The organism is Streptomyces sp. NBC_01515, from assembly GCF_045040345.1.
Lineage (GTDB): Bacteria > Actinomycetota > Actinomycetes > Streptomycetales > Streptomycetaceae > Streptomyces.
Map to the genome: position 1 here is coordinate 9,836,079 of NZ_CP109416.1, position 26,409 is coordinate 9,862,487.

Here is a 26,409-nt window from a genome sequence, read left to right on the forward strand (position 1 = left end):
CGGGTGCGAGTGGGACTACTGACCCGGGAGTACCCGCCGGATGTGTACGGCGGTGCGGGCGTCCATGTGGAGTTCCTCGCCCGGGAGCTGAGGCCCCTGGTCGATCTCGACGTGCACTGCTGGGGCGAGGGCCGCACGGAAGGCGTCGTACGCCACCGCTCCTGGCCCACCCTCGACGGCGCCAACGACGCCCTGCGCACCTTCTCCGTGGACCTCTCCATGGCCGCCGCCCTCGAAGGCCGCGAGCTCGTCCACTCCCACACCTGGTACGCCAACCTCGCCGGCCACTTCGCCAAGCTCCTCTACGGCATCCCGCACGTGATGACCGCCCACTCGCTGGAGCCGCTGCGCCCCTGGAAGGCCGAGCAGCTCGGCGGCGGATACGCCCTCTCCAGCTGGGCCGAGCGCACCGCGATCGAGGCCGCCGACGGCGTGATCGCCGTATCGGGAGCCATGCGCGAGGACATCCTCACCTGCTACCCGACGCTGGACCCCGCCAAGGTGCAGGTGGTCCACAACGGCATCGACACCACGCTCTACCAGCCCGACCACGGCACCGACGTCCTCACCCGGCTCGGCATCGACCCCGACCGCCCCTACGTGCTGTTCGTCGGCCGGATCACCCGCCAGAAGGGCGTGCCCCATCTGCTGCGCGCCGTGCGGGACATCGACCCGGCGGCCCAGGTCGTGCTGTGCGCGGGCGCGCCGGACACCCCCGAGATCGACCGCGAATTCCGCGAGCTCTTCCAGGAGCTGAGCAGCGTCCGCGCGGGCGTCCACTGGATCCCGCAGATGCTGCCGCGCCCCGAAGTGATCCAGCTCCTCACCCACGCCACCGTCTTCGCCTGCCCCTCGGTGTACGAGCCCCTGGGGATCGTGAACCTGGAGGCGATGGCCTGCGGTACGGCCGTGGTCGCCTCGCGGGTCGGGGGCATCCCGGAGGTGGTGGCACATGGGGAGACGGGACTGCTGGTGTCCGTCGACGACGACTTCGAGGCCAACCTGGCGCTGGCTCTCGACTCCGTGCTCGCCGACCCGGAGACTGCGAAACGGATGGGCGAGGCCGGGCGGGAGCGCGCGGTGGGCGAGTTCGGCTGGGACGCCGTGGCGCTGCGCACCGCGCGGCTCTACGGGGAGATCGCCAAACAGGCTTAGTGTGCGCTGCTCAGGGGCAGGCTGGGGTCAACCAGGGTGAGGGGAGCGGCCATGCGTCGTGGCGGACCTTCGGTGCTCGGGATCGTACTGGCGGGCGGTGAGGGCAAGCGGCTGATGCCCTTGACCGCCGACCGGGCCAAACCCGCGGTCACCTTCGGCGGAACGTACCGCCTCGTGGACTTCGTGCTGTCCAATCTCGTCAACGCGGACATCCTCCGCATCTGCGTCCTCACGCAGTACAAATCGCACTCGCTGGACCGCCACATCACGACCACCTGGCGCATGTCCAGCCTGCTCGGCAACTACGTCACACCCGTCCCGGCCCAGCAGCGCCTCGGCCCGCGCTGGTACCTCGGCAGCGCGGACGCGATCCTGCAGTCGCTGAACCTGATCTACGACGAGCGCCCCGAGTACGTGGCGGTGTTCGGCGCCGACCACGTGTACCGCATGGACCCGCGCCAGATGCTCGCCCAGCACATCGAGAGCGGCGCGGGCGTCACCGTGGCCGGAATCCGCGTCCCGCGCGCGGAGTCCTCGCAGTTCGGCGTGATCACCCCGGGCTCGGACGGCCAGACGGTGGAGAACTTCCTGGAGAAGCCCGCCGACCCGCCCGGCCTGGTGGACGACCCGGAGTGCGTCTACGCCTCGATGGGCAACTACATCTTCACCACCAAGGCGCTGATAGAGGCCCTCCAGCGCGACGCGGAGGACCTCGGCTCCGTGCACGACATGGGCGGTTCGATCCTCCCCGCGCTCACCGAGCGGGGCGAGGCCGCGCTCTACGACTTCAGCGCCAACCACGTCCCCGGCGAGACGACCCGGGACCAGGGCTACTGGCGGGACGTCGGCTCCCTGGACGCGTACTACGACGCGCACATGGACCTCATCGCCGAGCGTCCCGCCTTCAACCTCTACAACCGCAACTGGCCCATCTACACCCACTCCGGCCAGCTCTCCCCGGCCCGTTTCAACGCCGGCGGCATGGCGAGCGAGTCGATCATCAGCTCCGGGTGCCTCATCCGCGGGCAGGTCACGCGCTCGGTGCTCTCCCCGGGCGTGGTGGTCGATCCCGGAGCCGTCGTCCAGGGCTCGATCCTGCACGACAACGTCCACATCGGGCGGGGCGCGGTGGTCCGGGGCGCGGTCCTGGACAAGAACGTCGAGGTACCGCCGGGCGCGACGATCGGCGTCAACCCGGAGCGCGACGCCGACCTGTACACGGTCTCCAAGGGCGGCGTCATCGCACTCGGGAAGGGCCAACTGGTCACGTAGCGCCACGTCTTGGCGATCCGGGGCCCCGGTGCTTTTCGGCCGCACCGGGGCTTCGCGCTGCCCGGGTGCCTGCCGTGCCCCCTTCCCACCCCCACCCCGCCCGTGCTTGTCATGTCCCTGGACGGAATCCGGAATCCGTGTTGTCATGCCAACTGCCGCCTATGACAACGTTGTTATGGAGGTTCCGTGCGCATCAGACGACTCAGAGACCGACTCGCGTTACTGCTCGCCCTGGCCCTCGGCATCGCCGGGCTGGCCGCCGTCCCCACCGCGAGTGCCACCGCCGCCGACGACCCCGTCGAGATCCACGGCCTGAAGGGCGAGTACTACACCCAGTCCGCCCCCGGCGCCTTCGACTTCGCCGACCTCAAGGCCACCGGCGTCGACCCGAACCTCGACTTCGACAATCTCGAACCCCGACTCGCCTTCACCACCGGCCAGTCCGACGACGTCAGCGTCCGCTGGACCGGCAAACTCGTCCCGGCGAAGACCGGCCCCCACACCTTCTCGATCATCGGCGACAACGGCTTCCGCCTCTGGATCGGCGGACAACTCGTCATCGACCACTGGGTCGACGACTGGGACACCGAACAGACCTCCGCCCCCGTCGAGTTGACCGCCGGCACGGCCTACGACATCAAGGTCGAGTACTTCGAGCACTACGGCGGCTCCAACCTCCACGTCCGCTGGACCGAGCCCGGCGGTACGAAGACGGCCATCCCGCAGTCGGCCTTCCGGCTCCCCGACGGCTACGACTACGACGGCGCCATCGCCGCCACCGTCACCAGCACCGGCCGCACCCTGAAACTCGACTTCGCCCAGCCCCTCGCCGCACCCCCGGCCGACCTGACCGACCACCTCGAAGCGGTGATCGGCGGCGCCAAGTGGCCCCTGGGAACGGCCAAGTTGGACCCGACGGACCCGCGCACCCTGCTCGTCCCGCTCACCGAACCGGTCGTAGGCAACAAGACCGGCACCGCATCCGGCACCGCGGACATCCGCTACGACGGTGAAGCCGGCCTCGCGGCAGCGGATGGCAACGTTATCAACGGCTTCTGGAGCACCGGCCCGAACCGCTCCACCTACGAACTGCGCACCCAGTGGGCCGACAAGGTGGGCCCGCACAACGCCCTCCCCGAGTACCCGCGCCCGCAGCTCACCCGCACCGACTGGCGGAACCTGAACGGGAGTTGGCAGTTCGCCGCGGCGACAGCGGGGGAGCAGCCGCCGGTCGGGAAGAACCTCGCCGAGCGCATCCTCGTCCCGTACCCGGTGGAGTCCCAACTCTCGGGCCTCGAACGCCACGAGGACCGCATGTGGTACCGCCGCACCTTCACCGTCCCCGCCGACTGGAAGATCGGCTCGGGCAAGCGCCTGATGCTCAACTTCGGCGCCGTCGACTGGCGGGCCGAGGTCTACGTCAACGGCACGAAGGTCACCGAACACCAGGGCGGCTACGACAAGTTCGGCGCCGACGTCACCGATGCCCTGAGGCCCGGCCGCACGCAGGAGCTGATCGTCGGCGTCTACGACCCCACCGACGCGGCGAACGGCGAGAACCCCCCGATCGGCAAGCAGCGCCTGGACCCGAGCGGCATCTGGTACACCCCGACCTCCGGCATCTGGCAGACGGTCTGGATGGAACCGGTCGCTCCCGACCACGTCGACTCCCTCAAACTCACCCCCGACGTCGCCAAGAGCCAACTCACCGTCGAGGCCAAGGGAGTTCGGGACGGCGTACCGATCACGGCGACGGCGTACGACGGAAAGCGGCAGGTCGCCACCGTGCACGGCCGCACCGGCAGCCCGCTCACCCTGACCGTCAAGAACCCCCGTCTCTGGTCACCCGACGACCCGTTCCTCTACGACCTGAAGGTCACCGTCGGCAAGGACCGCGTCGGCAGTTACTTCGGGATGCGCTCGATCGCCGTCCAGAAGGTCAATGGCGTCCCGCGCACGGTCCTCAACGGCAAGCCCATCTTCATGATGGCCACGCTCGACCAGGGCTTCTGGCCCGACGGTCTCTACACGGCCCCGACCGACGAGGCCCTCGCCCATGACCTCAGGATCCACAAGGAGTTGGGCTTCAACGCGGTGCGCAAGCACATCAAGGTCGAGCCCGATCGCTGGTTCTACTGGGCGGACAAGCTCGGCCTCATGGTGTGGCAGGACATGCCCGCGATGACCGCCGGCGTGAACCCGTCCGCCGCCGCCCGCGCCGAGTACGAGCGTGAGATGAAGCAGATGATCGACGAGCACATCAGCAGCCCGTCGGTCGTCATGTGGGTGACGTTCAACGAGGGTTGGGGCCAGTACGACGAGGCCCGCATCGCCGACCAGGCGAAGGCCTGGGACCCGACCCGCCTCGTCAACAGCATGTCCGGCATCAACCTCGGCGTCGACGGCGGCACCGGCGACATCATCGACGAACACGGCTATCCCAGCCCCGCCCTGCCACCGCATCCGGACGGTCAACGCGCCCTGGTGAGTGGTGAGTACGGCGGTCTCGGGCTCGCGGTGCCGGGACACGCGTGGTCGGTGCAGCAGTCGTACGTCGACGTCGATCCGGCCGCCTACACCGACGACTACCTCGCCAAGCTCGCCGAGGTGCACGCCCTGACCTGCCAGGGGAGCAACGGCGCGGTCTACACCCAAATATCCGACGTCGAGGGCGAGTTGAACGGGCTCATGACGTACGACCGGCGCGTGCTCAAGCCCGACGCGCAACGGGTGAAGGCCGCTCAGCAGGCCCTGATCCGCGACGCCTCGCAGGCGACTCCCGCGAACTGCCCCACCACCTGACCCCTTTCGCCAACTGGAGGCCCACCCGCATGAGATGGACCCGGCGCCTGCGCCTGGGCATGGCGGGGGCGGTGGCAGCGTCCGCGCTGTTCGCCGTCCCCGCCGCGGCCGAAGCATCCGGCCATGGTCGACTCACCGACCTGGTCAACCCGTTCATCGGTACCGAGAACGACGGCAACACCTATCCCGGCGCCGCCGTGCCCTTCGGCATGGTGCAGTTCTCGCCGGACACCGGCCACAACACCGGATACGACTACTCCCAGAACCACATCCGCGGCTTCTCCCTCGTGCACCTCTCCGGCGTCGGCTGCGGCCTCGGCGGCGACCTGCCCGTACTGCCGACGACCGGTGACGTGACGCAGACCCACTACGCCCAGTACGCGGCCGAGTTCAGCCACGACGACGAGCACGCGAGCCCCGGCTACTACCAAGTCGGCCTGAAAACAGGCATCGAGGCCGAACTGACGGCGACCGCGCGCACCGGCGTCCAGCGCTACACCTTCCCGGCCACCGACAAGGCCAACGTCCTGCTGAACGCGGCCCAGTCACTCCACAGCGGGGTCACCTCGAAGGTCGAGGTCCTCGACAACCGGACCGTGCGCACCTCCATCACCGGCCGCGGCTTCTGCCAGGACACCAAGCCGTACACCGTCTACACGGTCACCCACTTCGACCGGCCCTTCACCACGTACGGCACGTGGAACGGTCCAACGGTGACCGCCGGTTCGCGGACCGGGAGCGGTGGCGCGTACGTCCGCTTCGACACGTCGAAGGACCGTACGGTCGAGGCGACCACCGCCCTGTCGTACGTCGACGCGCACGGCGCGGCCGTCAACCTCCGTGCGGAGGGCGGGAGTTCGTTCGACGCGGTACGTCACCGCGCCCAGCGGGCCTGGGAGGACCGGCTCGACGACGTGCGGGCACAGGGCGGTTCCGACAGCCTGCGCCGGACCTTCTACTCGTCCCTGTACCGGTCCTTCCTCGCGCCCAACATCGGCAGCGACGCCGACGGCCGCTACACCGGCTGGGACCAACAGGTCCACCGGGCAAGGGACTTCACGTACTACCAGAACTGGTCCCTGTGGGACACCTACCGCACCCAGTCCCAGCTCCTCGCCCTGCTCGCACCCCGTGAGGCCCGCGACATGGCGATCTCGGTGATCAAGATCGACGAGGAGAGCGGCTGGCTGCCCAAGTGGGGCTACGGCACGGTCGAGACGAACATCATGACCGGCGACCCGGTCACCCCGTTCCTCACCAACGCCTACCAGCAAGGCCTGTTGAAGGGGTACGAGGAGCGGGCCTACCGGGCGCTGAAGCAGAACGCCGACGGCGTGCCGCCCACCGACTCGGCGGCCGTGGGCCGGGAGGCGAACAAGGAGTACCTCGCTAACGGGTTCGCGCCGTACATCAAGGACCGCCCGCACGCGAAGCCCGGTGACTCGGACTACGACCACGGGGCCTCGGCCACCCTGGAGTACGCCCTCTCGGACGCGATGCTCGCGCAGATGGCCCGCGACCTCGGGCACGGCGCCGATGCCGCGCGCTATGCCGCCCGCGCCCAGAGCTACCGGAACATCTTCGACCCCTCGACCGGCTTCTTCCGCGCCCGTGACGCCTCCGGCGCCTTCGTCGGACCGGCCGATCCGGCGCAGAGCGAGGGCTTCCACGAGGGCACGTCGTGGCAGTACCAGTGGCTGGTGCCGCAGGACCTGCCCGGCATGGTCGACCTCATCGGCGGCCGGCAGGCGGCCAACGACCGGCTCGACTCCTTCTTCGCCTACGACCAGCTGCTGGCCGACCCGGCGAAGACCGCGCGCGAGGTGTGGGTCAACGGGCCGTACGACTACTACAACGCGGACAAGTACAACCCGCAGAACGAGCCCGACCTGATCGCCCCGTACACCTACCTGTCCACCGGGCAGCCGTGGAAGACGACCGACGTCGTCCACGCCGCGCTGACCCTCTTCACGGACGGCCCGACCGGCATGACCGGCAACGACGACCTCGGCACGATGTCCGCCTGGAACGTCCTGTCGTCGATCGGGATCTTCCCGGTCCAGCCCGGTTACGACACCTGGGGCCTGTCCACGCCCGTCTTCGACCGGGTCGACCTGACCCTGGACCGCCGCTACTACCCGCACGGCGCCCTGACCATCAAAGCGCCCGGCACCTCGGCCGCCGACCGCTACATCCAGGCGGCCCGGACGGACGGGACGCCGTACGACCGGACGTACCTGACCACAGGCGATCTCCGCTCCGTACGGTCGCTCGACTTCACGGTCGGCCCGCACCCGTCGGAGTGGGGTACATCACCCCAGGCGGCGCCACCTGCGCTGAAGTGATCCCGTGCGCCTCTAGAGTCCCACCCCTCCCAGAGGGGTGGGATCGGGGCGAGACGTAACCTGCCGTTAACTGTGCGTAGCTTGATCGTACTTGACCGTAATCGCTTGTCAGCGCTTGACTGCTGGCTCACCCCTAGTCGACGCGAGGCAAGCAATTGACTTCTGACCTGCTCGCTCCTCTCGACCTTGCGTTCTGGAACATCGAGTCCGACCGGAACCCGATGCACCTGGGCGCACTCGGCGTCTTCTCGGCACACTCGCCGACCGCGGGAGCCCACGCCGCCGACCTCCTCGCCGCCCGTGCCGCCGCCGTTCCCGGGCTGCGGATGCGCATCCGGGACGTGTGGCAGCCGCTGTCCCTGTCCTTCGGGAGCGCCACCCGCGAGGCCGACCCCGACTTCGACCCGCTCCACCACGTCCGGCTGCACGCCCCGACCGCCGACTTCCAGGCGGACGCGGGCCGGCTCATGGAACGCCCGCTGGAGCGCGGCCGGCCGCCGTGGGAAGCGCATGTGCTGCCCGGCGAGGACGGCGTCTCGTTCGCGGTGCTGTTCAAGTTCCACCACGCCCTGGCCGACGGACTGCGGGCGCTGACCCTCGCCGCCGCCATCCTCGACCCGATGGACATGCCCGAGCGCCGACCGCGCCCCGAGCAACCCGCACGCGGGCTCGTCCCCGACGTGCGCAAGCTGCCCGAACTGGTCCGCGGCGCCCTGTCCGACGTCGGCCGGGCCCTCGACATCGGGGCGTCCGTCGCCCGCTCCACCCTGGACGTCCGCTCGTCGTCGGCGCTGACCTCCGAGCCCTCGGGCACCCGCCGTACCGCCGGAGTCGTCGTCGACCTCGACGACGTGCACCGCATCCGCAAGACCGTCGGCGGCACCGTCAACGACGTGCTCATCGCGGTCGTCGCGGGCGCCCTGCGCAGCTGGCTCGACGAACGCGGCGACGGCAGCGAGGGCGTCTCGCCCCGCGCCCTGATCCCCGTCTCCAAACGCCGTCCGCGCAGCGCGCAGCCACAGGGCAACCGGCTCTCCGGCTACCTGATACGGCTGCCCGTCGACGACCCGGACCCCCTCGCCCGGCTCGACTCCGTGCGCGCCGCCATGGACCGCAACAAGGACGCCGGACCCAACCGGGGCGCCGGCGCCGTCGCCCTGCTCGCCGACCACGTCCCCGCCCTCGGCCACCGGCTCGGCGGGCCCCTCGCGGCCCAGGCCGCCCGGCTCTGGTTCGACATCCTCGTCACCAGCGTCCCGCTGCCCGGCATCGGCCTGAAGCTCGGCGGCAACCCGGTCACCGCGGTCTTCCCGTTCGCCCCGCTGGCCCGCGGCCAGTCCCTCGCGGTCGCCGTGTCGACGTACCGGGGACAGGTCCACTACGGCCTGGTCGCGGACGCCGAGGCCGTACCGGATCTCGACGTGTTCGCCCGCGCGCTCACCGAGGAGGTGGAGACGCTCATCACCGCCTGCGGGTCGTGACCTGGCGCGGGTTTGGTGCTGCGGCCCGGCGCTCCGTAAAATTCCCGGTTCGACGGTGTGCGCGATCGGGCGCCGCCGCAGGTGACCCAAGGAAACGGCAGCGCGATGACGGTGACAGAGAACGGCTCCACGACCCCGGACGAGGTCGTGTACGGGCCCGGCATCGACCCCGAGCGGCTGGCCGTCTGCCTCAGCGTGCTCGACGAGCTGGAGAAGATCGACGTCGACCACCCCGACGCGATCACCGTCCGCCGGGCCACCGCGGGCATCTACCGCAGCGTCAAGCAGCGCCGCCGCCAGGAGCGCCGGGCCGCGAAGACCGCACACGACAAGGCCGTCACCGAGTCCACCGCGACCGGCTCCGCCCAGCGCATCGACGACGAGACCGAGGGCCTCCTCCCGTCGTCGGTGACGGAGGAGGGCCGGATCGCCGGGATACTGCAGCGCCCGCGTTCCTGCTACACCTGCAAGACCCGGTACGTGGAAGTCGACTACTTCTACCACCAGCTCTGTCCCGACTGCGCCCGCCTGAACCGCGAGAAGCGCGACGACCACGCCGACCTCACCGGCAAGCGCGCCCTGCTCACCGGTGGCCGCGCCAAGATCGGCATGTACATCGCGCTGCGGCTGCTGCGCGACGGCGCCCACACGACGATCACCACGCGCTTCCCGAAGGACGCCATCCGCCGCTTCAAGGCGATGGACGACTCGGCGGACTGGCTGCACCGCCTGGAGGTCGTCGGCACAGACCTGCGCGACCCGGCGCAGGTCGTGGCCCTCGCCGACCAACTCGCCGAGGCGGGCCCCCTCGACATCCTCATCAACAACGCGACCCAGACCGTACGCCGGCTCCCCTCCGCCTACGCCGCCCTCGTCGACGGCGAGAGCGCCCCGCTGCCCGCCGGTGAACTCCCCGCCCACCACGTCATCGGCGCCTTCGGCTCCGGCGCGGTCGACGGCCTCGCCGCGCTGCCCGTCGGCATCAGCGGCCTCGACGCCCAGCAGGTCGCCGACCTCGCCCTGGTCGCGGGCAACGCCAGCGTCGCCCGCCACCTCGACGGCACGGCCATCGACGCCGGCGGCCTGGTGCCCGACGTCGTCGACACCAACACCTGGGTGCAGACCATCGAGCAGATCTCTCCCGTGGAGCTTCTCGAAACCCAACTCTGCAACTACACAGCCCCGTTCATCCTCATCAGCAAGCTCCGCCCGGCCATGGCCGCCGCGGCGAAGGCCGCGAGGAGCGGACGCGCGTACATCGTCAACGTCTCCGCGATGGAAGGCGTCTTCGGCCGCGGCTACAAGGGCGCCGGACACCCCAACACCAACGCCGCCAAGGCCGCGATGAACATGGTGACCCGCACCAGCGGCCAGGAGATGTTCCAGACCGACGGCATCCTCATGACCTCCGTCGACACCGGCTGGATCACCGACGAACGCCCCCACTACGACAAGCTCCGCCTCGCCGAGGAGGGCTTCCACGCCCCCCTCGACCTGGTCGACGGAGCCGCCCGCGTCTACGACCCGATCGTCCTCGGCGAACAGGGCGAGGACCTGTACGGCGTCTTCCTGAAGGACTACGCGCCGGGCAAGTGGTGACCGGGGACTGTCGTCAGGTGCGGTGAGGCGGCGCGGCCGACCTCAGCCGGTCGTGGACCGCGTACCCGCCCGACGTGTGCGCCGCCCGCACCCGGGTCCCGCCGTCCACCAGCAGATCCGCCCCGGTGATCCACTCGGCCTGGTCGGAGGCCAGCCACAGCACGGCGCGTGCGATGTCGGCCGGTTCCCCGATCCGGCCGAGCGGCAGTCCGGCGGCGACCTCCGCCTCGCCGGGCTCCCATACGAACCGCGCCATGTCGGTGCGGACGAGCCCGGGGGAGACGGAGTTGACCCGCACCTTCGGCGCGAGTTCGCCCGCGAGCTGTGCGGTCAGATGCAGCAGCGCCGCCTTGCTGGTGCCGTACGCCCCCACGTTCGGTCCGACATGCCCCGCGCCCTCCGTGCACACGTTGACCACCGCGCCGCCGTGCTCCCGCATCCACGCCCGCCAGGCGCACTGCACCAACCGCAGCGGCGCCTCGACGTTCACGGTGAACGCCGTCCGCCACGCGTCCGGATCGGCGTCCATGAGCGGGCCGTACGGCTGGTTCGTCGCCGCGTTGTTGACGACCACGTCGATCCGCCCGAACGCGTGCAGCGTCAACTCGGTCAGCTCGCGCAGGTGTTGCGGGTCGGCGACATCACCGGCCAGGCCGACACCGCCCAACTCCTGGGCGGTGCGCCGCACTTCGTCGGCGTTCCGCGCGCTCAGGCAGACCAGCGCCCCGGCCTCGGCGAACGCCTCGGCGACCGCGCGCCCGATCCCGCGCGTGCCGCCGGTGATCAGAGCGGCCCGGCCCCGTAGACCGTACGACGACGTCATCGCCGTACCGTCTCATGACGGACCGTCAGTCGACAGCCCCCAGGCGGGAGTTGGGAAGTCGGGAGTTCCGGGCGGCCACTATGCCCAGTACCGTGCGCCAGTCCTCCAGGACCCCGGCGTCGAGGCCGACGACCTTGGCCGCGTCGTCGGCCTGGCGCAGGGTGATCGCGTCGTCGGCGAGCGGGTCGCGCTCGAAGGCGGCGGCCTCGGCGGGGGACATGGGGCCGCCCTGGGTGCGCAGGGTCAGCGTGCTCTGTGCGGACAGGTCGCGGCCGGGGGAGGAGGTCGCCAGGTAGCGCTTCGCGGGGACGTGCAGGCGGACGAGGTGGGCGACCCGTTCGCCGAGCAGGGCGCGGACGGCGTTCGCCGCGTGGTCCGCGTGTCCTGCGTCGTCGCCCGGCTGAAGGAGATGGCCGATGTCGTGGACCAGGCCGGCGACCTGAAGTTCCTTGTCGGCGGGGCGACTTCGCCGTAGCAGCGCGGCCGTCTGCAGTGCGTGGTCGTGCAGATCGACGGGGTCGCCGCTCCGGTCGGGGGTGTCCCAGGCGCCCCGACACGCGTACAGCAGATCCATCAGCTCCTCGACGCTGCGCAACTCCATGCGTCAGTCCTCCCGCGAGACAGCCCGTGCGGAACGCCAGGAGATCATGGCGAGCTGTCGACTCAGCCAACGGGACCTGAACTGCGTGACGCCCGCCGCTCCCCGGACCTCGCCGTGTGCGTCGGTCGCACCGGGCTGTAAAATCTGGTCATACCGGACAGGTGTGGGCGACGTCAGCGCGCGTATTTCGATGACCGGTGCAGTGACAGCGAAGGACACCACCATGGACCGCTCGGATTCCGAAGGCCGTCCCGGCGACGACTTGGGGCGTGGCGCACCGGGGGTCCCGGCGCGCGGTCGTGGGCCCAACCGCCCCGGTGACATCTCGCAGGAAGATGACACGGCACCCTCGGCGGGGTGGGGTGCGGCGCGCAGTGTGACGCGGGTCCTCGCCAAGACCCGCGAGCCGGTCGGCGGACCGCTGGCGATCGTGAGAATGAACCACGAGAACGGCGGGTTCGACTGCCCGGGATGCGCGTGGCCCGACGACCGCAAGGGCCTGCACCTGGACATCTGCGAGAACGGGATCAAGCACGTCACCTGGGAGATGACCCGCAAGAAGGCCGGCCGGGAGTTCTTCGCCGCGCACACGGTCACCGAACTGGCCGACTGGCCGGACTACGCGCTGGAGGACCAGGGCCGGCTGACCGAGCCGATGGTGTACGACGACGCCACCGACAAGTACGTCCCGATCTCCTGGCCGGACGCGTTCGCGCTGGTCGGACGGACGCTGCGCGGCCTGGACAGCCCCGACCGGGCCGCCTTCTACACGTCCGGCCGGCTCAACAACGAGGCGACCTTCCTCTATCAGCTGTGGGTGCGCGAGTTCGGCACCAACAACCTGCCGGACTGCTCCAACATGTGCCACGAGGCCTCCGGCCGTGCCCTGCAGGCCGCGCTGGGCACCGGGAAGGGCACGTGCGACATCGCCGACTGGGACGCGGCCGACCTGCTGATCGTCATGGGCGTGAACGCGGCGTCCAACGCCCCGCGCATGCTCACCACGCTCGCCAAGGCACACCGGCGCGGCGCCCAGATCGTCCACGTCAACCCGCTCGTCGAGGCGGCCGCGCGCCGGACCATCGTGCCGCACGAGTTCGCCGCGATGGCCGCCTTCCACTCCACCGCGACCGGCGACCAGAACGTGCAGGTCCGCATCGGCGGCGACCTCGCCCTGCTGCGCGGGATCGCCAAGGCGGTGTTCGAGCGGGCCGAGGAGAACCCGGCGGTGCTCGACGGCGGCTTCATCGAACGGCACACCGCGGGCTTCGCGTCCTACCGCGACCTGGTGCGCGCCACCGACTGGGCCGAACTGGTGCGGCAGTCCGGGGTGAGCGAGAGGGAGATCCGCGAGGTCGCCGGCCGGTACCTGGCCGCCGACCGCACCGTCATCTCCTGGTGCCTGGGCGTCACCCAGCAGGACCACGGGGTGGACACCGTCCGCGAGATCGTGAACCTGCTGATGCTGCGCGGCAACCTCGGCCGCGAAGGAGCCGGACCCTCGCCGGTGCGCGGCCACAGCAACGTCCAGGGCAACCGCACCTGCGGCATCGACCACCGTCCCGCACCCGCGTTCCTCGACGCGCTCGACGAGGTCTGCGGAATCTCCGCGCCCCGTGCGCACGGACTGGACACCGTCGGCACCATCAAGGCGATGCGCGACGGCCGGGTGAAGGTGTTCGTCGCGATGGGCGGCAACTTCGTCCTCGCCGCCCCCGACACCGACGCGACCACGGCCGCGCTGCGCACCACCGAACTGACCGTCCAGGTGAGCACCAAACTCAACCGCAGCCACCTCGTCCACGGCCGCAAGGCGCTCATCCTCCCGTGCCTCGGCCGCACCGAGAAGGACACCCGGGCGACCGGGGAGCAGGGCGTGAGCGTCGAGGACGCGATGAGCGAGGTACACCTCTCCTTCGGCATGCGCAAGCCGCCCGCCGAGACCCTCAGGTCCGAGTGCGCGATCGTGGCCGGGATGGCACGGGCGACCCTGCCCGACTCGGCAACACCGTGGGAGGAGTACGTCGAGGACTACGACCGGATCCGCGACACCATGGCCCAGGTCCTCCCGGGCTTCGAGGACTTCAACCGCCGGGTGCGCGAACCGCTCGGCTTCCGCATCACCCAGGCCGCCCGCGAGCGCGAGTTCCACACCGCCTCCGGCCGCGCCGAGTTCCACCCGGGCGAACTCCCCGACGTGACCCCGCCCCAGGGCATGCTCGTCCTCTCCACCATGCGCTCGCACGACCAGTGGAACACCACCGTGTACTCCGACGACGACCGCTACCGGGGGGTAAAGAACCTGCGCACCCTGCTCTTCATGAACCCCAAGGACATGGCCGAACGGGGCCTGGCCGAGTTCGACCTCATCGACATCACGAGCCACGCACGCGACGGCAGCACCCGGTCGGTCTACGGCTACCGCGTCATCGCCTACGACATCCCGCCCGCCAGCGTCGCGGGCTACATGCCCGAACTCAACATCCTCTGCGGGCTCGACGACTACAGCAGGCAGAGCGACCAGCCCCTGATGAAACACCAACTCGTCACCGTCACCCCGTCGCAGGACGGGCGAACACTATGAACGCAATGATCGACGGGTAGTCCCCACCAGCGGCGGTTCCTAACATCACGGTGCGCAGGGCAACTTCGCACAGCGAATGCATAGGAGCCGCTCCCGTGACGACACTTGATCCGCCCGTACCGCCACGCCGGAGACTCCCGGCCCCTCGCCACCGTCGGGCGGTACTGGCCGCCGGCGTGGCCGCGGCACTCCTCGGCACGCTCGGCAACGCCCCCGCGCCCCGGACACAGGCCGAGCGGCCCGCGGTGACCGCCTGCCCGCCCAACCTGCTCGGGAAAGCGACGTGTTACACCGGTCAGGACACCAACGGGGCGTACTACGCGATGGCCGTTCCGGCCCGCTGGAACGGATCCCTCGTCGTGCACGCACACGGCGGACCCGACCTCGGCGACTCCTCGGACCCGGCACGCAGCACCGACGATCTGCAGCGTTGGGCGGTGATGGTCGACGAGGGATACGCGTGGGCCGGCTCGTCCTACCGCCGCGGTGGCTACGGCACCCGGATGGCCGCCGCCGACACCGAGAACGTACGCAAGCTGTTCGTCTCGGAGTTCGGCAAGCCGAAGCGCACCTATGTGCACGGCCAGTCCTGGGGCGGCGACGTGGCCGCCAAGGTCGCGGAGACCTACGGCAGACACCCCGGTGCCTACGACGGCGCACTGCTCACGAGCGGTGTCCTAGGCGGGGGTTCGCGCGGCTACGACTACCGGGTCGACCTACGGGTGGTCTACCAGTACTACTGCCACAACCACCCCCGCCCGACCGAGCCGCAGTACCCGCTGTGGCAGGGCCTGCGCGCGGACTCCACCATGACGAGCGCCGGACTCCGTGCCCGCCTCCAGGAATGCACCGGATTCGCCTCCGTCCCCGCGGACCGGACCGCGCTCCAGCAGCGCAACCTCGACGACATCCTCGCCGTCACCCGCATCCCGGAGCGCGCGCTCGAATCACATCTGCGGTTCGCCACCTTCACGTTCCGGGACATCGTGTCGACCCGCCTCGGCGGCCGTAATCCCTTCACCAACCAGGGTGTGCGGTACTCGGGTTCACACGACGACAAGGCACTCAACGCGGGCGTCGAACGCTTCTCGGCCGACCCCACCGCACGCCGTGACCTCTCCTACGACAGCGACCTGACCGGCGAGGTCTCCATCCCGGTTCTCACGATGCACGCGATCGACGACCCGACGGCCTTCGTCGAGCACGAGTCGGCCTACCGCGCCACGCTTCAGGGGGCCGGCAGGGGCGGCAACCTCGTCCAGACCTTCACGAAGGAGACCGAGCACAGCGCGCTGAGCGACTCCGAGTGCGCCAACTCCATTGCGGCGCTGGACACTTGGGTCCGTCACGGACGCAAGCCGACCGCGCGCTCGGTCGCGGCTTCCTGCGCGGCCTTCGACCGGAAGTACGGCAGCGGGTGCTTCTACGACCCGGCATTCCACCCCGCGCCGTACGCCTCCCGGATCCGGCCCCGGCCGGGCGGCCTCGCCTGGCCCGCCATGACCGCGAAGCAGGAGCGGGCGTGGAGCCGGATCGACGGCGTGGGGATCGCTCCCTGAACCCCGGCCGCGCGAGGAGTTCCCGGGCCGGTCCCGCAGGACCGGCCCGGGAGGGCTCACTGGGTGTAGGTGTAGTGCGGGCTGTCGTACTGAGGCCCGTTCTTCTCGTAGGTGAACCAGTAGGTCAGGGTGGAACCGGTGGCGAGCGTGACGTTCTGTGTCCAGGTGCCGCCGCTGTTGGTCATCCGGAAGTTCTGCTGGCCGGCGCCGTTGATCAGGTAGTGCACATCGACGTACGCCGCGGGTGTGGTCGGAACGAACGTGATCTGCGCCTGACTGGCGCTCACGTGGGTCACCCCGGCGGTGTAGTCCGGCGTCGTCGTGGTCCCGCCGGTGCTGCCGCCCGTCGTACTGCCTGTGGTGCCGCCGGTCGTCGTGCCGCCGGTGGTGCTTCCGCTCGGGCTCTGCTGGTAGACGGCGAACCAGTCGACGCTCATGGCGGCACCCGATGTGATGCTGCCCGCCTGTGCGGCCGAACTGCAGCCGCAGACCTTGTCGGGGTAGGAGCCGGCGATCGCCAGGTCGAAGATGGCCATGAACCCGTGGTCGACGGCGGCCTGCCACGTCGCGACCGACACCTGGTTCTCATTGACGGTGAAGGTCAGATTGCCGTCGAGGTAGAAGCGGAGCTGCTCCGCGGCGGTGTTCGTGCGGTCGATGATCGCGGAGTACGTGTGGTAGCCGGTCTGGCAGCCCGGGCACGGCTGAAGATTGCTGGTGATGCCGTCGGGGTCGTGGCACTCGCCCGCCCACACGCCGCAGTGGAAGGTGGTGGAGTGCTGGCTCAGCGCGTTGACGTCCTCCATGATGTCGAACTCGCCGATGCTCGGCCAGTTCGTCGCGCCGACCGGGCGGGCCGCGCCGCCCATCGCCCAGAACGCGGGCCAATAGCCCAGTCCGCTGGCCGGGTTGGGCTGAAGGATGGACGCGCTCATCTCCAGCTGGCCGCCGGCCGGGGCGGCGAAGTCGGTGCGCTGGGTCTCGATGCGTCCCGAGGTCCAGTGGCCGGACCCGTCGCGGAGAGCCTTGATGACCAGGTGGCCCTGGCCGTCCTGGTAGACGTTGCTGGTGGAGTCGGTGGCCGACTCGACCTCGCCCGTTCCCCAGTTGGCGGCACCTCCGGCGTAACTGGTACCCAGGTCGTACAGCCAGTTGGTCCGGTTCAGCGCGCTGCCGGACGCGCCGTTGAAGTCGTCCGAGAAGAGGGTGGTCCAGCCGGTCGGCGCACCCGGTACGGCCGCCGAGGCGCTGCCGCCGGTGCCGATCAGGCCTGCGAGCGCGCCGATGAGCAGCACCAGAGCGCTGCCCAGAACGAGGGGGACGGTTCTCTGTCTGCCGGCCGGAACACCGGTGGGCGGTGGGGAGGTTGTCATCGTTGTGGTGCTCCCTGTCAAGCATGCGGGATGGGAGTGCTGCAGGGGCCTGCCTCCTGGTGGGGCTGGGGAGCAGGTCGTCTCCGTCGTCTGGCGACATGGTCTGCTGACATCTTTGAGAGCGCTCTCAGGGTGATCATGAGTCTGCGGTTCCTCGTTGTCCTCCTCTGTGTCGACGCCGCCGCACTGTGGATCCTGGTGCGCGCGGCCGATTACGGACGATCCGCCATGTCGTAGGGGAAGAGCCTGAGTTGGCCGCTCACCGGGCGGAAATCGCCGTTTCAATGCAGGAGTGTCCGGCGCGACTCTTCATGCGTCAATGGCTTCAACGTGATCGGTTGAGGAGCGGGTCTTCTGGCGACGCTCTATGGAGTTCCGGAAAAGGTCCGAACCAAGCTCCGCCGGGCTGTGGAGCGCTCTCCGGCGACCGGTCGAGCGCGGTGGTGTCCCGTTGAGCTGCGGTTCTGTGACGGCGGCAGCGGGAGGGAGGATCTGTCGTCTCGCCGACGGCCTTCGACGCCGCTCGCAGACCTCGCGCGGCGGCTTCAGGAGTCGAAGGCAACCGCTCGCGCGCAGCCCATTCGGTCCGGGTGGGCAAGACCCGATGGCCGCATGTCCCTAATCTTTACCCCATGTTTTCAGCCCCATCGAGCGCCGGGTCGCTCATTTGGTTAACCTAAGGCAGACGGACAGCGACAAGGGGTCCCACCCACACCCATGGTCCGTCCCGGGACAAGCCGGTCACAACGGCCTGCTCTCACACGAGTAACCGGCGCCACCGCGTCCGAACTGCCTTCAACCCACGCCCGAGCGGGCCAGGTACCGGACCGGAGACGGCCGGTTGTGCCCCGAGGGTTACCCGACACATAAGGAGTGCGCGGTGACACCGGAGAAGACGAATCGCGAGCAACGCCCCGAAGAACGCACGGAGCGTGCGGGCCGCCGGTCCGACGAGCTCGGCAGCCTGGCCGTGTGGGCACGGTCCGCCCCCATCCGTCTCGCGGGCTACGAGGACGACCTCGCCGAGCCCCACATCCTGCCCAGCGTGGACTGACCCCCACGGGACCCTTCGCGATCGCCGACAGCATGGGCGTGCGAAAATCACGCCCATGCTGATCAGAGAAGCCGCGGCCGACGACTGGCCGCGGATCTGGCCTTTCTGGCACCGGATCGTCGCCGCCGGCGACACCTACACCTGGGCCCGGGACACCTCCGAAGAGGCGGCCCGGGCCCTGTGGACGTCCCCGCCGAAGCGCGTGTACGTCGCCGAGGACGAGACCGGAACCGTCGTCGGCTCGGCCTTCGTCACCCCGAACTACGGTGGCCCCGCCGACCGCATCGCCAACGCCGGCTTCATGGTCGACCCCGACCACGGCGGCCGCGGCATCGGCCGCGCCCTCGCCGAACACATCCTCACCACCGCCCGTGACCAGGGCTTCCGCGGCATGGTCTTCAACGCCGTCGTCGAGACCAACCCCGCCGTCAAGCTCTGGCTCTCCCTCGGCTTCACGATCCTGGGCACGGTCCCGGACGCGTTCGACCATCCCCGGGACGGCCGCGTCGGCCTGCACGTCATGTACCGCGCCCTCTAGAAGCGCCTTCTGGGAGCGCGGTCGAGAAGCACCTTCCAGAGGCGTCTTCTAGTCGAGCGGCGCCGTCCGCTGCCACGGGTGCAGCTTCTCCAGCTGCTCCGCCAGCTCCAGCAGCGCCGCCTCCGACCCCGGCCGCCCCACCAGCTGTACGGCGCAGGGCGCGCCCGAGGGCAGGGTGCCGAACGGGACCGACATCGCGGGCCAGCCGGTGAGGTTCCAAGGGGGCGTCAGCGGCGAGTAGTTGGTGTTCGCCAGCACATTGCGCAGCCAGCCCCGCTCGTGCCACGGCCCGGCCTTGGGGGAGCGGCGGGCCAGCGCCGCCGTCAGCAGGATGTCGTGCTCGGCGAAGAACGGCGCGAGGCGCTCCCGCAGCCGCTCCCGGCCCTTGCCGGTACGGACGCTCTTCACGAACCGCCGCCCGATCGCCGCGTGCACCCGGGTCCGCCGCGACAGCTTCCGCGGATCGAGCCCCGCCGCGTCCACCGACGTGCCCGCCGTCCAGTGCGCGAGCGACGTGGTGCTCAAGGACAGCGGATACGGCGGATCGGCGCGCCGCACGGTGTGGCCCGCCCCGTTCAGCAGGCCGGCCGCCTCGCGTACGGCGGTCGTATACGGCTTGCTGACGGCCACTCCGGCGAGCGGGCTGCGCACAGAGGCGGCGATCTTCCGGACGGTGGGTTCGTCGGGGCGTACGACCTCGACGTCCGCGATGACCGAAAACATCAGCCGGGCGTCCTCGACGGTCGTCGCCAGGGGTCCGTTCTCGGACATTCCGAACCAGTCGCCGTCGCCGATACCGGCCGGGACGACCCCGAACCCCGGCTTGATGGTGACCAGGCCGCAGTTGGCCGCGGGTATGCGCAGCGAGCCCATGCCGTCGTTGCCGAGGGCGATCGGCACCATGCCGGCGGCTACGGCGGCCGCGCTCCCGCCCGATGAGCCGCCCGCCGTGCGGGCCGTGTCCCACGGGTTGCGGCTGGTTCCGTGGACGCCCTCGGTCGTACCGAAGATGCACAACTCGGGCACGTTCGTGAGCCCGACGACCACCGCGCCCGCCGCCCGCAGCCGGGCCACGGTGATGTGGTCGTGGTCGGCGGGGGTGTCCGGGGTCGCGGCGGAGCCGACCCGGTTGGACTCGCCGGTCACCGGGAGGTTGTCCTTCACGGCCACCGGCACGCCCGCCAGGGGGAGTTCGGCCAGATCGGCCCGCGCGCCCACCTCGTCGGCCTCCGCGAGCGCGGCCTCCGCCCGCACCACCCGGAACGCGCCGATCCGCCCGTCGAGCCGCTCGATCCGGGCGAGATGCTCGGCCACCACCTCACGGGGCGTGACCCGCTTCTCGCGGACGGCGGCGGCGATCTCGACGGCGGTACGGCCGACCCAGCTGGTCACGGGCACGCTCCTTCTCACTACTCGCGAGTATGTAGGGAGAACTGTGCCTCGGCCGGGGCGGTGCGTCGAGAGGTGACCGGTCTTGGACATTCGAGGCCGTCTTGTTGGACTTTTCGCGAGCCGGTATCGGGTAGGCGCCGACTGACCTGCTGGTCATCCGATCAATGGCCCAACTTGGCTGCTCCCGCCGCCCATTGACAGCCCCTGAGTGCAGTCCAATCATCAGTCGTCCGATCAATCGCGACCGGTGGAGTGGCATGGCTGAGCGCAGGAAGAGACGGTTCCGGTTCATCGGCTTCGCGGCGGTGTTCGCACTGCTCGCCGCACCCACGGTGCCGGCGGTCGCGGTCCAGCAGGAGCGCGCGGTGCCGGTGACCGTGCCCGCGCTGTCCAACTGGACTCCTCGACTCGGGAGTTACGACTTCGGGACCGGGACCCGGCTCGTGGCCGACAGCAAGAGCGAGCGCGATGTCGCCGACACCCTCGCCGACGACCTCAAGGCGGCCGGTCACGGAACAGTGCCCGTAGTCCGGGGAGGTGCCACCCGCCCCGGTGACATCGTGATCGAAGTCCGGTCGGACAAGGGCTCGTTGGGTGCGGAGGGCTATGAACTCCAGGCGGGCAAACGGCTGTCGGTGACCGGCGCGACCGAGACCGGCGCCTTCTACGGCACCCGGACCCTCCTCCAACTCCTCGCGCAGGGTGACCACATACCGGCCGGACGCACGATCGACATACCGCGCTACAAGGAGCGTGGGGTCGGCGTCTGCGCCTGCTACATCCACATCTCCCTGCCCTGGCTGGAGAACCTGGTGCGCGAGATGGCGTACCACAAGCTCAACCAACTGCTCCTGGAACTGAAGGTGAAGAGCGCCGCGCACCCGGAGGCGAACACCTGGGGCTACTACACCCCGGACGAGATGCGCCGCCTCGTCGCCCTCGGCGACAAGTACCACGTCGAGATCATTCCGGAGATCAACTCCCCGGGCCACATGGACCCTTGGATAGAGAACCGCCCCGATCTCCAACTCACCGACAGCGACGGCAACAAGCAGCCCGCCCGGCTCGACGTCACCCAGCAGGCCGCGTTCGACTACTACACGAGCCTGATGGACGAGTACGCGCAGGTCTTCACCGCGACGTCCTGGCACATGGGTGCCGACGAGTACATGCTCGGCTCCGACTACTCCAAGTACCCGCAGATGCTGCGCTACGCCCAGGAGAAGTACGGCGCGAGCGCCACCCCGCAGGACGCGTACATCGACTTCATCAACCGCGTCCAGGCCTACGCCGCGAGCAAGGGCAAGAAGCTGCGCATCTGGAACGACGGACTCACCGGCGCCAACACCGTGCCGGTGGCCGCGGGCACGACGGTCGAGCACTGGCTGAACGTCACGGAGAAACCGAGCCAACTCATCGCCGAGGGCTACCCGTTGATGAACGCGGCCTACTCCCTCTACCTCGTCCGCGGCGGCTTCCACAGCGACACCGAGGGTCTGTACGACCAGAGCTGGGACCCGCGCAGCTTCGAGGGCGAGAAGCTCACCTCCAGCGACGGCATCACCGGCGCGAAGATCAGCCTCTGGCCCGACAACGGCCGCGGCGAGACCGAGAACGAGGTCGCCACCGACACCGAGCCCGCCCTACGGCACCTCGCCCAGGCGACCTGGGGCGATCCGCATCCCGACGCCACGTACGCCGCATTCACCGCCCGGGGTACGGCAGTCGGGCACGCGCCCGGGTGGCGGGACCTGACCCGGGTACCGGTGCCGGACGGGACATACACCTTCCGGACGGCAGGCGCCGGCATGGCCGCCACAGTGCGGCGCACGCCGGACGGTTACGCGACGCTGCGGACCGCCGACGGCTGCCTTGAGGTGCGGGGCGGCAAGCTCACCCTCAACGTGCCGCTCCAGCCCGGGGTTTCGGCGACCCCGCAGCCCTGCGATGCCACGAACACCATGCAGCGCTGGGAGTTGGTGCCCGCGGCGGGCGGCTACCGACTCGTGAACGCGATCACGCAGATGGCGCTGAGCGTCGCGGCCGACGGCCGGCTCGTGCAGTACCCGCCGGACCAACACCAGCCCGACACCTGGCACTTGACCGCCCACTGAGCAACCAGAGGAGTCCCACCCCATGGCCCTCTCCAGACGTCTCTTCGTCCTCTCGGCCACCGCGCTCGCCGCGACCGGCACCGCCACGGCATCCGCCCTCGCGGCTACCCCGACCCCGTCCGACTCCCGCTCCCGCATCCCCGTCAGCGCCGACGACACGGAAGCCGAGCTGGTCCGCAAGGCCTCCCAAGTCCGGCCCACCGCACGGCAGGTGGCCTGGCAGAAGCTGGAGCGGACGGCGTTCCTGCACTTCGGCGTGAACACCTTCACCGGCCTGGAGTGGGGGACCGGCGACGAGGACCCGAACGTGTTCCAGCCGACCGGCCTCGACACCGACCAGTGGGCCCGCGCCCTGCGCGACGGCGGCTTCAAGCTCGCCATCCTCACCGTCAAGCACCACGACGGCTTCGTCCTCTACCCCTCCCGCTACACCGACCACACGGTCGCGTACAGCAGTTGGCGTGCGGGGCAGGGCGACGTACTGCGCTCCTTCGCCGACTCCATGCGGCGGTACGGCCTCAAGGCCGGCGTCTACCTCTCGCCCGCCGACGAGAACCAGTACCTCCACGGCGTCTACGCCAACGGCAGTGCACGCACCACGCGCACGATCCCGACACTCGCCGACGGCGACGACCGCACCCCGGACGCCTTCTACACGCTGGACGCCACCGACTACGGCGCCCACATGCTCAACACCCTCTACGAAGTGCTGACCGAGTACGGCCCGATCGACGAGGTCTGGTTCGACGGTGCCCAGGGCCGTATCCCGCCGGGCCACGTCGAGGACTACGACTGGGACAGCTGGTACACCCTGGTCAGGTCGCTGGCCCCGGACGCGGCGATCGCCGTGACCGGACCGGATGTGCGCTGGGTCGGCAACGAGGCTGGCATCGCACGGGAGGACGAGTGGAGCGTCCTCCCGGTCAAGGCCGAGCAATACGGGCGTACGGACTGGGCGTTGTCGTACGACACCCCCGACGAGGGCAGCCGTGCCGCGCTCGTCTCGGCGCAGCCGAACACCGACTACCTGCAGTGGTGGCCCGCCGAGTGCGATGTGTCGATCCACGACGGCTGGTTCTACCACCCGGGCCAAGTCCCCAAGAGCGTCGACGAGTTGATCGACATCTACTTCGGCTCGGTCGGCCGCAACGCGGTCCTCCTGCTCAACGTGCCACCGGACACGGACGGCTTGCTGGCGGCCCCGGACGTGGCACGCCTGCGGGAGTTCCGCGAGCGCGTGGACCGGGAGCTGCCCGAGGACCTGGCGCGCCGGGCCCGGACGGCCGTCTCGCCGGGCCGGGTCACCGTCGATCTCGGCACTGAACAGGCCGTGGACCGCGTCCGGTTGGCGGAGGACACAGCGCGCTACGGCCAGCAGGTCGAGGCCTTCGTGGTCGAGGCGTACGTCGACGGGGCCTGGACGGAGGTGACCCGCGCCGGAACGATCGGCGCGAGCCGCATCCTGCCGCTGGCCGCGCCTGTACGGGCCCGGCGGTGGCGAGTTCGCGTGACGGCAGCCCGGGACGCCGTGAGGATCGCGGAGTTCGGGCTGTACCGGTCGCGGGTCTGAGCGGCGGCCGGAAACCGCCTGCGCTCACATCTCGCTGAGGAGCTTCTCCAGGAAGGACACCGACTCGGGGGCCGGTGACGCCACCATGCTCAGCCGGTCCATGACCGCGAGGTAGCGGTCGACCTCTTCGGGCTTGTCCAAGTAGAGGGCGCTGGTGAGCTGTTCGAGGTAGACGATGTCCGGCAGGTCCGGCACCGGGAAGCGCAGCACGGTGATCGGGCCGCCGGCGGCGGCGTGGCCGCCCACGTGGAACGGCAGCACCTGGAGGGTGACGTTCGGCAGGGCGGCCGTATCGATGAGGTGCCGCAGCTGCTCGCGCATCACGTCCGCCCCGCCCAGCGGACGGCGCAGCGCGGCCTCGTCCACCACGACCCACAGCTTCGGGGCGCCGGGCCTGGTGAGCAACTCCTGCCGGGTCATGCGGAGTTCGACACGGCGCTGGATCGCGTCCGGGGTGTCGACGGGACGGCCGAGCCGGATGACGGCCTCGGCGTACGCGGCCGTCTGCAACAGGCCCGGGATGAACTGCACTTCGTAGGTGCGGATGAGGGAGGTGGCCTCCTCCAGGCCCAGGTGCTGCTCGAACCAGGTCGGGAAGGCGTCGCCGTACGCGCGCCACCAGCCGGGTTCGTTGGCACGGCGGGCCGAGTCGAGGAACTCCTGCCGTGCGTCCGGCTCGTGGAGGCCGTAGAGGGTCAACAGGTCGGCTACGTCACGCTCCTTGAAGCCGACCCGGCCCAGCTCCATGCGGCAGAGCTTGGCGTCCGAGGCGCGTATCGCCGAAGCGGCCGTGTCCCGGGTGATGCTGAGGGACTCGCGCAGGCGGCGCAGGCGCGTGCCCAGCATGATGCGCTGGACCGTCGGACCGCCGCGCTGAAGGCTCAGCACGTCCGAACCCGAGGGCGCGTATTCCGGTTGAGCTGCAGTCATGTTCATCCCCTCGGCGGTCGCGCCGATACCGTCCGCAAGTTTTCGGGACTCAAAAGAGGATCGTAGCACCGAGGTTCCGGATAACTGCAGGGAGTGAAGGAGCCGGAAGGTGCCGGCCTGTGTCCGGCGCCTTCCGGCCAATCCGCGGGTTTGCCTGACCTCAGCGGCCGGGGAGTAGGCCGTCGAAGTCGCCGTCCTTCACACCGCGGACGAATGCGGAGATCTCGGCGCTGGTGTAGACGAGCGCCGGACCTTCGGGGTGGCGCGAGTTGCGTACGGCGACCTGACCGTCGGAGAGCGCGGCCAACTCGACGCAGTTTCCTTCAGGGTTGCTGTGGTGGCTCTTGCGCCACTGCGCGTCGCTCAGCAGGGTCGCCGCCATGCCGTTCGCGTGCTCTATGTGAGGCCTCATCGCTCCCCCGGAAGATCGAATGCAATTGCAGCTTCAATTGCACCCATTGGTGATGTGGAGGACGATAGCCCTCGGGGGGACCGCTCGCAAGATCGTCTGCAATTGCAGCGGTAATTGCCGATGCACTTGCGTTCGCAGGGGCGGGCGGAGGACGATGCTCCGGACAGGTGTAGTGCGCGCAGGTGTTCTCTCTTCCCAGGGGTCTCAGGGGTCGCGATGTCCGCAGAGCAAGTCGTACGACCGGTCGACACCCTGCGGATCGAGGGGACTTGGGAGTGGCTGTGCAGGGTCGTCGACCAGGTGGGCCCACCCGAGCCGGGGCGGACCGTCACCCTGGTCCCGGCCGTCGGCGACGGGCGCGACCCCGCTCTCTGTTCCGTGCTGGTCGTGCCTCCGATGCCTCAATCGGCCCAGGTGGCACGGGACTTCACCCGCGCGGCGCTGGCCGACCGGGCCGGGGACGAACTCGTCGACGACGTGACGGTCACCGTGTCGGAGCTGGTGAGCAACGCGCTGCGCTACGGCCGGGCGCCCAACTCCCGTGCGGAGCCGCAGCCTTCACTCTGGCTCGCGGTGTGGGACCGGCTGCCGTACGCGGTGTGCGCGGTGACCGACGACAGCGATCGCATACCCGTGGAGGGGCACCCCGACGAGTTCGCGGAGTCCGGGCGCGGACTGCAGGTGGTCTCCGCGCTGAGCGAGTCGTGGGGATGGAACCTGCGGGCGGGCGGCGGGAAGACGGTCTGGGCGCTGTTCAAGATCTGACCCGGGGGATACGTCCGGGGGATACGGAACGACAAGAGGG

Annotated in this window: 19 protein-coding genes; 13 read left to right on the forward strand and 6 right to left on the reverse strand. The window is 70.0% G+C overall.

Annotated elements, in window-relative coordinates:
• Window positions 1-3: 3 nt before the first annotated feature.
• The 6 genes from glgA (at window position 4) to OG407_RS43500 (ending at window position 10,654) form a co-directional block, all read left to right on the forward strand.
• Window positions 4-1,155 (forward strand): glycogen synthase, encoded by a 1,152-nt coding sequence (glgA, locus tag OG407_RS43475; protein ID WP_327399599.1) that lies wholly within the window; start codon window positions 4-6, stop codon window positions 1,153-1,155.
• A gap of 51 nt (window positions 1,156-1,206) precedes the next feature.
• On the forward strand, window positions 1,207-2,427 hold the full coding sequence (glgC, locus tag OG407_RS43480; RefSeq protein WP_327399598.1) for a glucose-1-phosphate adenylyltransferase: 1,221 nt from the start codon (window positions 1,207-1,209) through the stop codon (window positions 2,425-2,427).
• Between the two features lie 186 nt (window positions 2,428-2,613).
• Complete coding sequence (locus OG407_RS43485; protein ID WP_405866079.1) at window positions 2,614-5,229, forward strand: PA14 domain-containing protein; 2,616 nt, start codon at window positions 2,614-2,616, stop codon at window positions 5,227-5,229.
• Between the two features lie 29 nt (window positions 5,230-5,258).
• The gene (locus tag OG407_RS43490) at window positions 5,259-7,574 is read left to right on the forward strand and encodes a GH92 family glycosyl hydrolase (protein WP_405866081.1); all 2,316 of its coding nucleotides are present in this window, start codon (window positions 5,259-5,261) and stop codon (window positions 7,572-7,574) included.
• 155 nt (window positions 7,575-7,729) lie between these two features.
• Window positions 7,730-9,055, forward strand: a complete 1,326-nt coding sequence (locus OG407_RS43495) for a wax ester/triacylglycerol synthase family O-acyltransferase (RefSeq protein WP_405866083.1) — start codon at window positions 7,730-7,732, stop codon at window positions 9,053-9,055.
• A gap of 105 nt (window positions 9,056-9,160) precedes the next feature.
• The gene (locus tag OG407_RS43500) at window positions 9,161-10,654 is read left to right on the forward strand and encodes an SDR family NAD(P)-dependent oxidoreductase (RefSeq protein WP_405866085.1); all 1,494 of its coding nucleotides are present in this window, start codon (window positions 9,161-9,163) and stop codon (window positions 10,652-10,654) included.
• Window positions 10,655-10,667: 13 nt separating this feature from the next.
• On the opposite strand, the gene OG407_RS43505 is transcribed toward OG407_RS43500, so the two are convergent.
• A complete protein-coding gene (locus tag OG407_RS43505; RefSeq protein ID WP_405866087.1) occupies window positions 10,668-11,477 on the reverse strand; it encodes an SDR family oxidoreductase in 810 nt (269 codons plus the stop codon).
• Window positions 11,478-11,502: 25 nt separating this feature from the next.
• Entirely contained in the window at window positions 11,503-12,078 is a 576-nt protein-coding gene (locus OG407_RS43510; protein WP_405866089.1) for an HD domain-containing protein, read from the reverse strand.
• A 223-nt stretch (window positions 12,079-12,301) separates the two neighbouring features.
• Here OG407_RS43510 and OG407_RS43515 point away from each other — a divergent pair, with 223 nt between their 5' ends.
• Together OG407_RS43515 and OG407_RS43520 are read left to right on the forward strand one after the other, a co-directional pair.
• Window positions 12,302-14,662, forward strand: coding sequence for an FdhF/YdeP family oxidoreductase (locus OG407_RS43515; protein WP_405866091.1), 2,361 nt, complete (start codon window positions 12,302-12,304; stop codon window positions 14,660-14,662).
• Between the two features lie 95 nt (window positions 14,663-14,757).
• Window positions 14,758-16,221 (forward strand): alpha/beta hydrolase family protein, encoded by a 1,464-nt coding sequence (locus OG407_RS43520; RefSeq protein ID WP_405866093.1) that lies wholly within the window; start codon window positions 14,758-14,760, stop codon window positions 16,219-16,221.
• Window positions 16,222-16,277: 56 nt separating this feature from the next.
• Here OG407_RS43520 and OG407_RS43525 read toward each other — a convergent pair whose 3' ends face one another.
• The gene (locus tag OG407_RS43525) at window positions 16,278-17,594 is read right to left on the reverse strand and encodes a glycoside hydrolase family 16 protein (protein WP_405866095.1); all 1,317 of its coding nucleotides are present in this window, start codon (window positions 17,592-17,594) and stop codon (window positions 16,278-16,280) included.
• 880 nt (window positions 17,595-18,474) lie between these two features.
• Here OG407_RS43525 and OG407_RS43530 point away from each other — a divergent pair.
• Complete coding sequence (locus OG407_RS43530; protein WP_405866097.1) at window positions 18,475-18,648, forward strand: hypothetical protein; 174 nt, start codon at window positions 18,475-18,477, stop codon at window positions 18,646-18,648.
• Between the two features lie 55 nt (window positions 18,649-18,703).
• Window positions 18,704-19,186 carry a GNAT family N-acetyltransferase gene (locus OG407_RS43535; protein ID WP_365299104.1) on the forward strand — a complete coding sequence of 161 codons (483 nt, stop codon included), beginning with the start codon at window positions 18,704-18,706 and terminating at the stop codon, window positions 19,184-19,186.
• Window positions 19,187-19,234: 48 nt separating this feature from the next.
• On the opposite strand, the gene OG407_RS43540 is transcribed toward OG407_RS43535, so the two are convergent.
• Window positions 19,235-20,578: an amidase gene (locus OG407_RS43540; protein WP_405866099.1), complete on the reverse strand. Its 1,344-nt coding sequence runs from the start codon at window positions 20,576-20,578 to the stop codon at window positions 19,235-19,237.
• A gap of 257 nt (window positions 20,579-20,835) precedes the next feature.
• Here OG407_RS43540 and OG407_RS43545 point away from each other — a divergent pair, with 257 nt between their 5' ends.
• Window positions 20,836-22,692: a family 20 glycosylhydrolase gene (locus OG407_RS43545; protein ID WP_405866101.1), complete on the forward strand. Its 1,857-nt coding sequence runs from the start codon at window positions 20,836-20,838 to the stop codon at window positions 22,690-22,692.
• A gap of 22 nt (window positions 22,693-22,714) precedes the next feature.
• A complete protein-coding gene (locus OG407_RS43550; RefSeq protein WP_405866103.1) occupies window positions 22,715-24,262 on the forward strand; it encodes an alpha-L-fucosidase in 1,548 nt (515 codons plus the stop codon).
• Window positions 24,263-24,286: 24 nt separating this feature from the next.
• Here OG407_RS43550 and OG407_RS43555 read toward each other — a convergent pair whose 3' ends face one another.
• Together OG407_RS43555 and OG407_RS43560 are read right to left on the reverse strand one after the other, a co-directional pair.
• Entirely contained in the window at window positions 24,287-25,192 is a 906-nt protein-coding gene (locus tag OG407_RS43555) for a helix-turn-helix domain-containing protein (RefSeq protein ID WP_405866105.1), read from the reverse strand.
• Between the two features lie 160 nt (window positions 25,193-25,352).
• Entirely contained in the window at window positions 25,353-25,604 is a 252-nt protein-coding gene (locus tag OG407_RS43560) for a DUF397 domain-containing protein (protein WP_328675996.1), read from the reverse strand.
• Between the two features lie 216 nt (window positions 25,605-25,820).
• Here OG407_RS43560 and OG407_RS43565 point away from each other — a divergent pair, with 216 nt between their 5' ends.
• Window positions 25,821-26,369, forward strand: a complete 549-nt coding sequence (locus OG407_RS43565; protein WP_405866107.1) for an ATP-binding protein — start codon at window positions 25,821-25,823, stop codon at window positions 26,367-26,369.
• The last annotated feature ends 40 nt before the right edge of the window (window positions 26,370-26,409 follow it).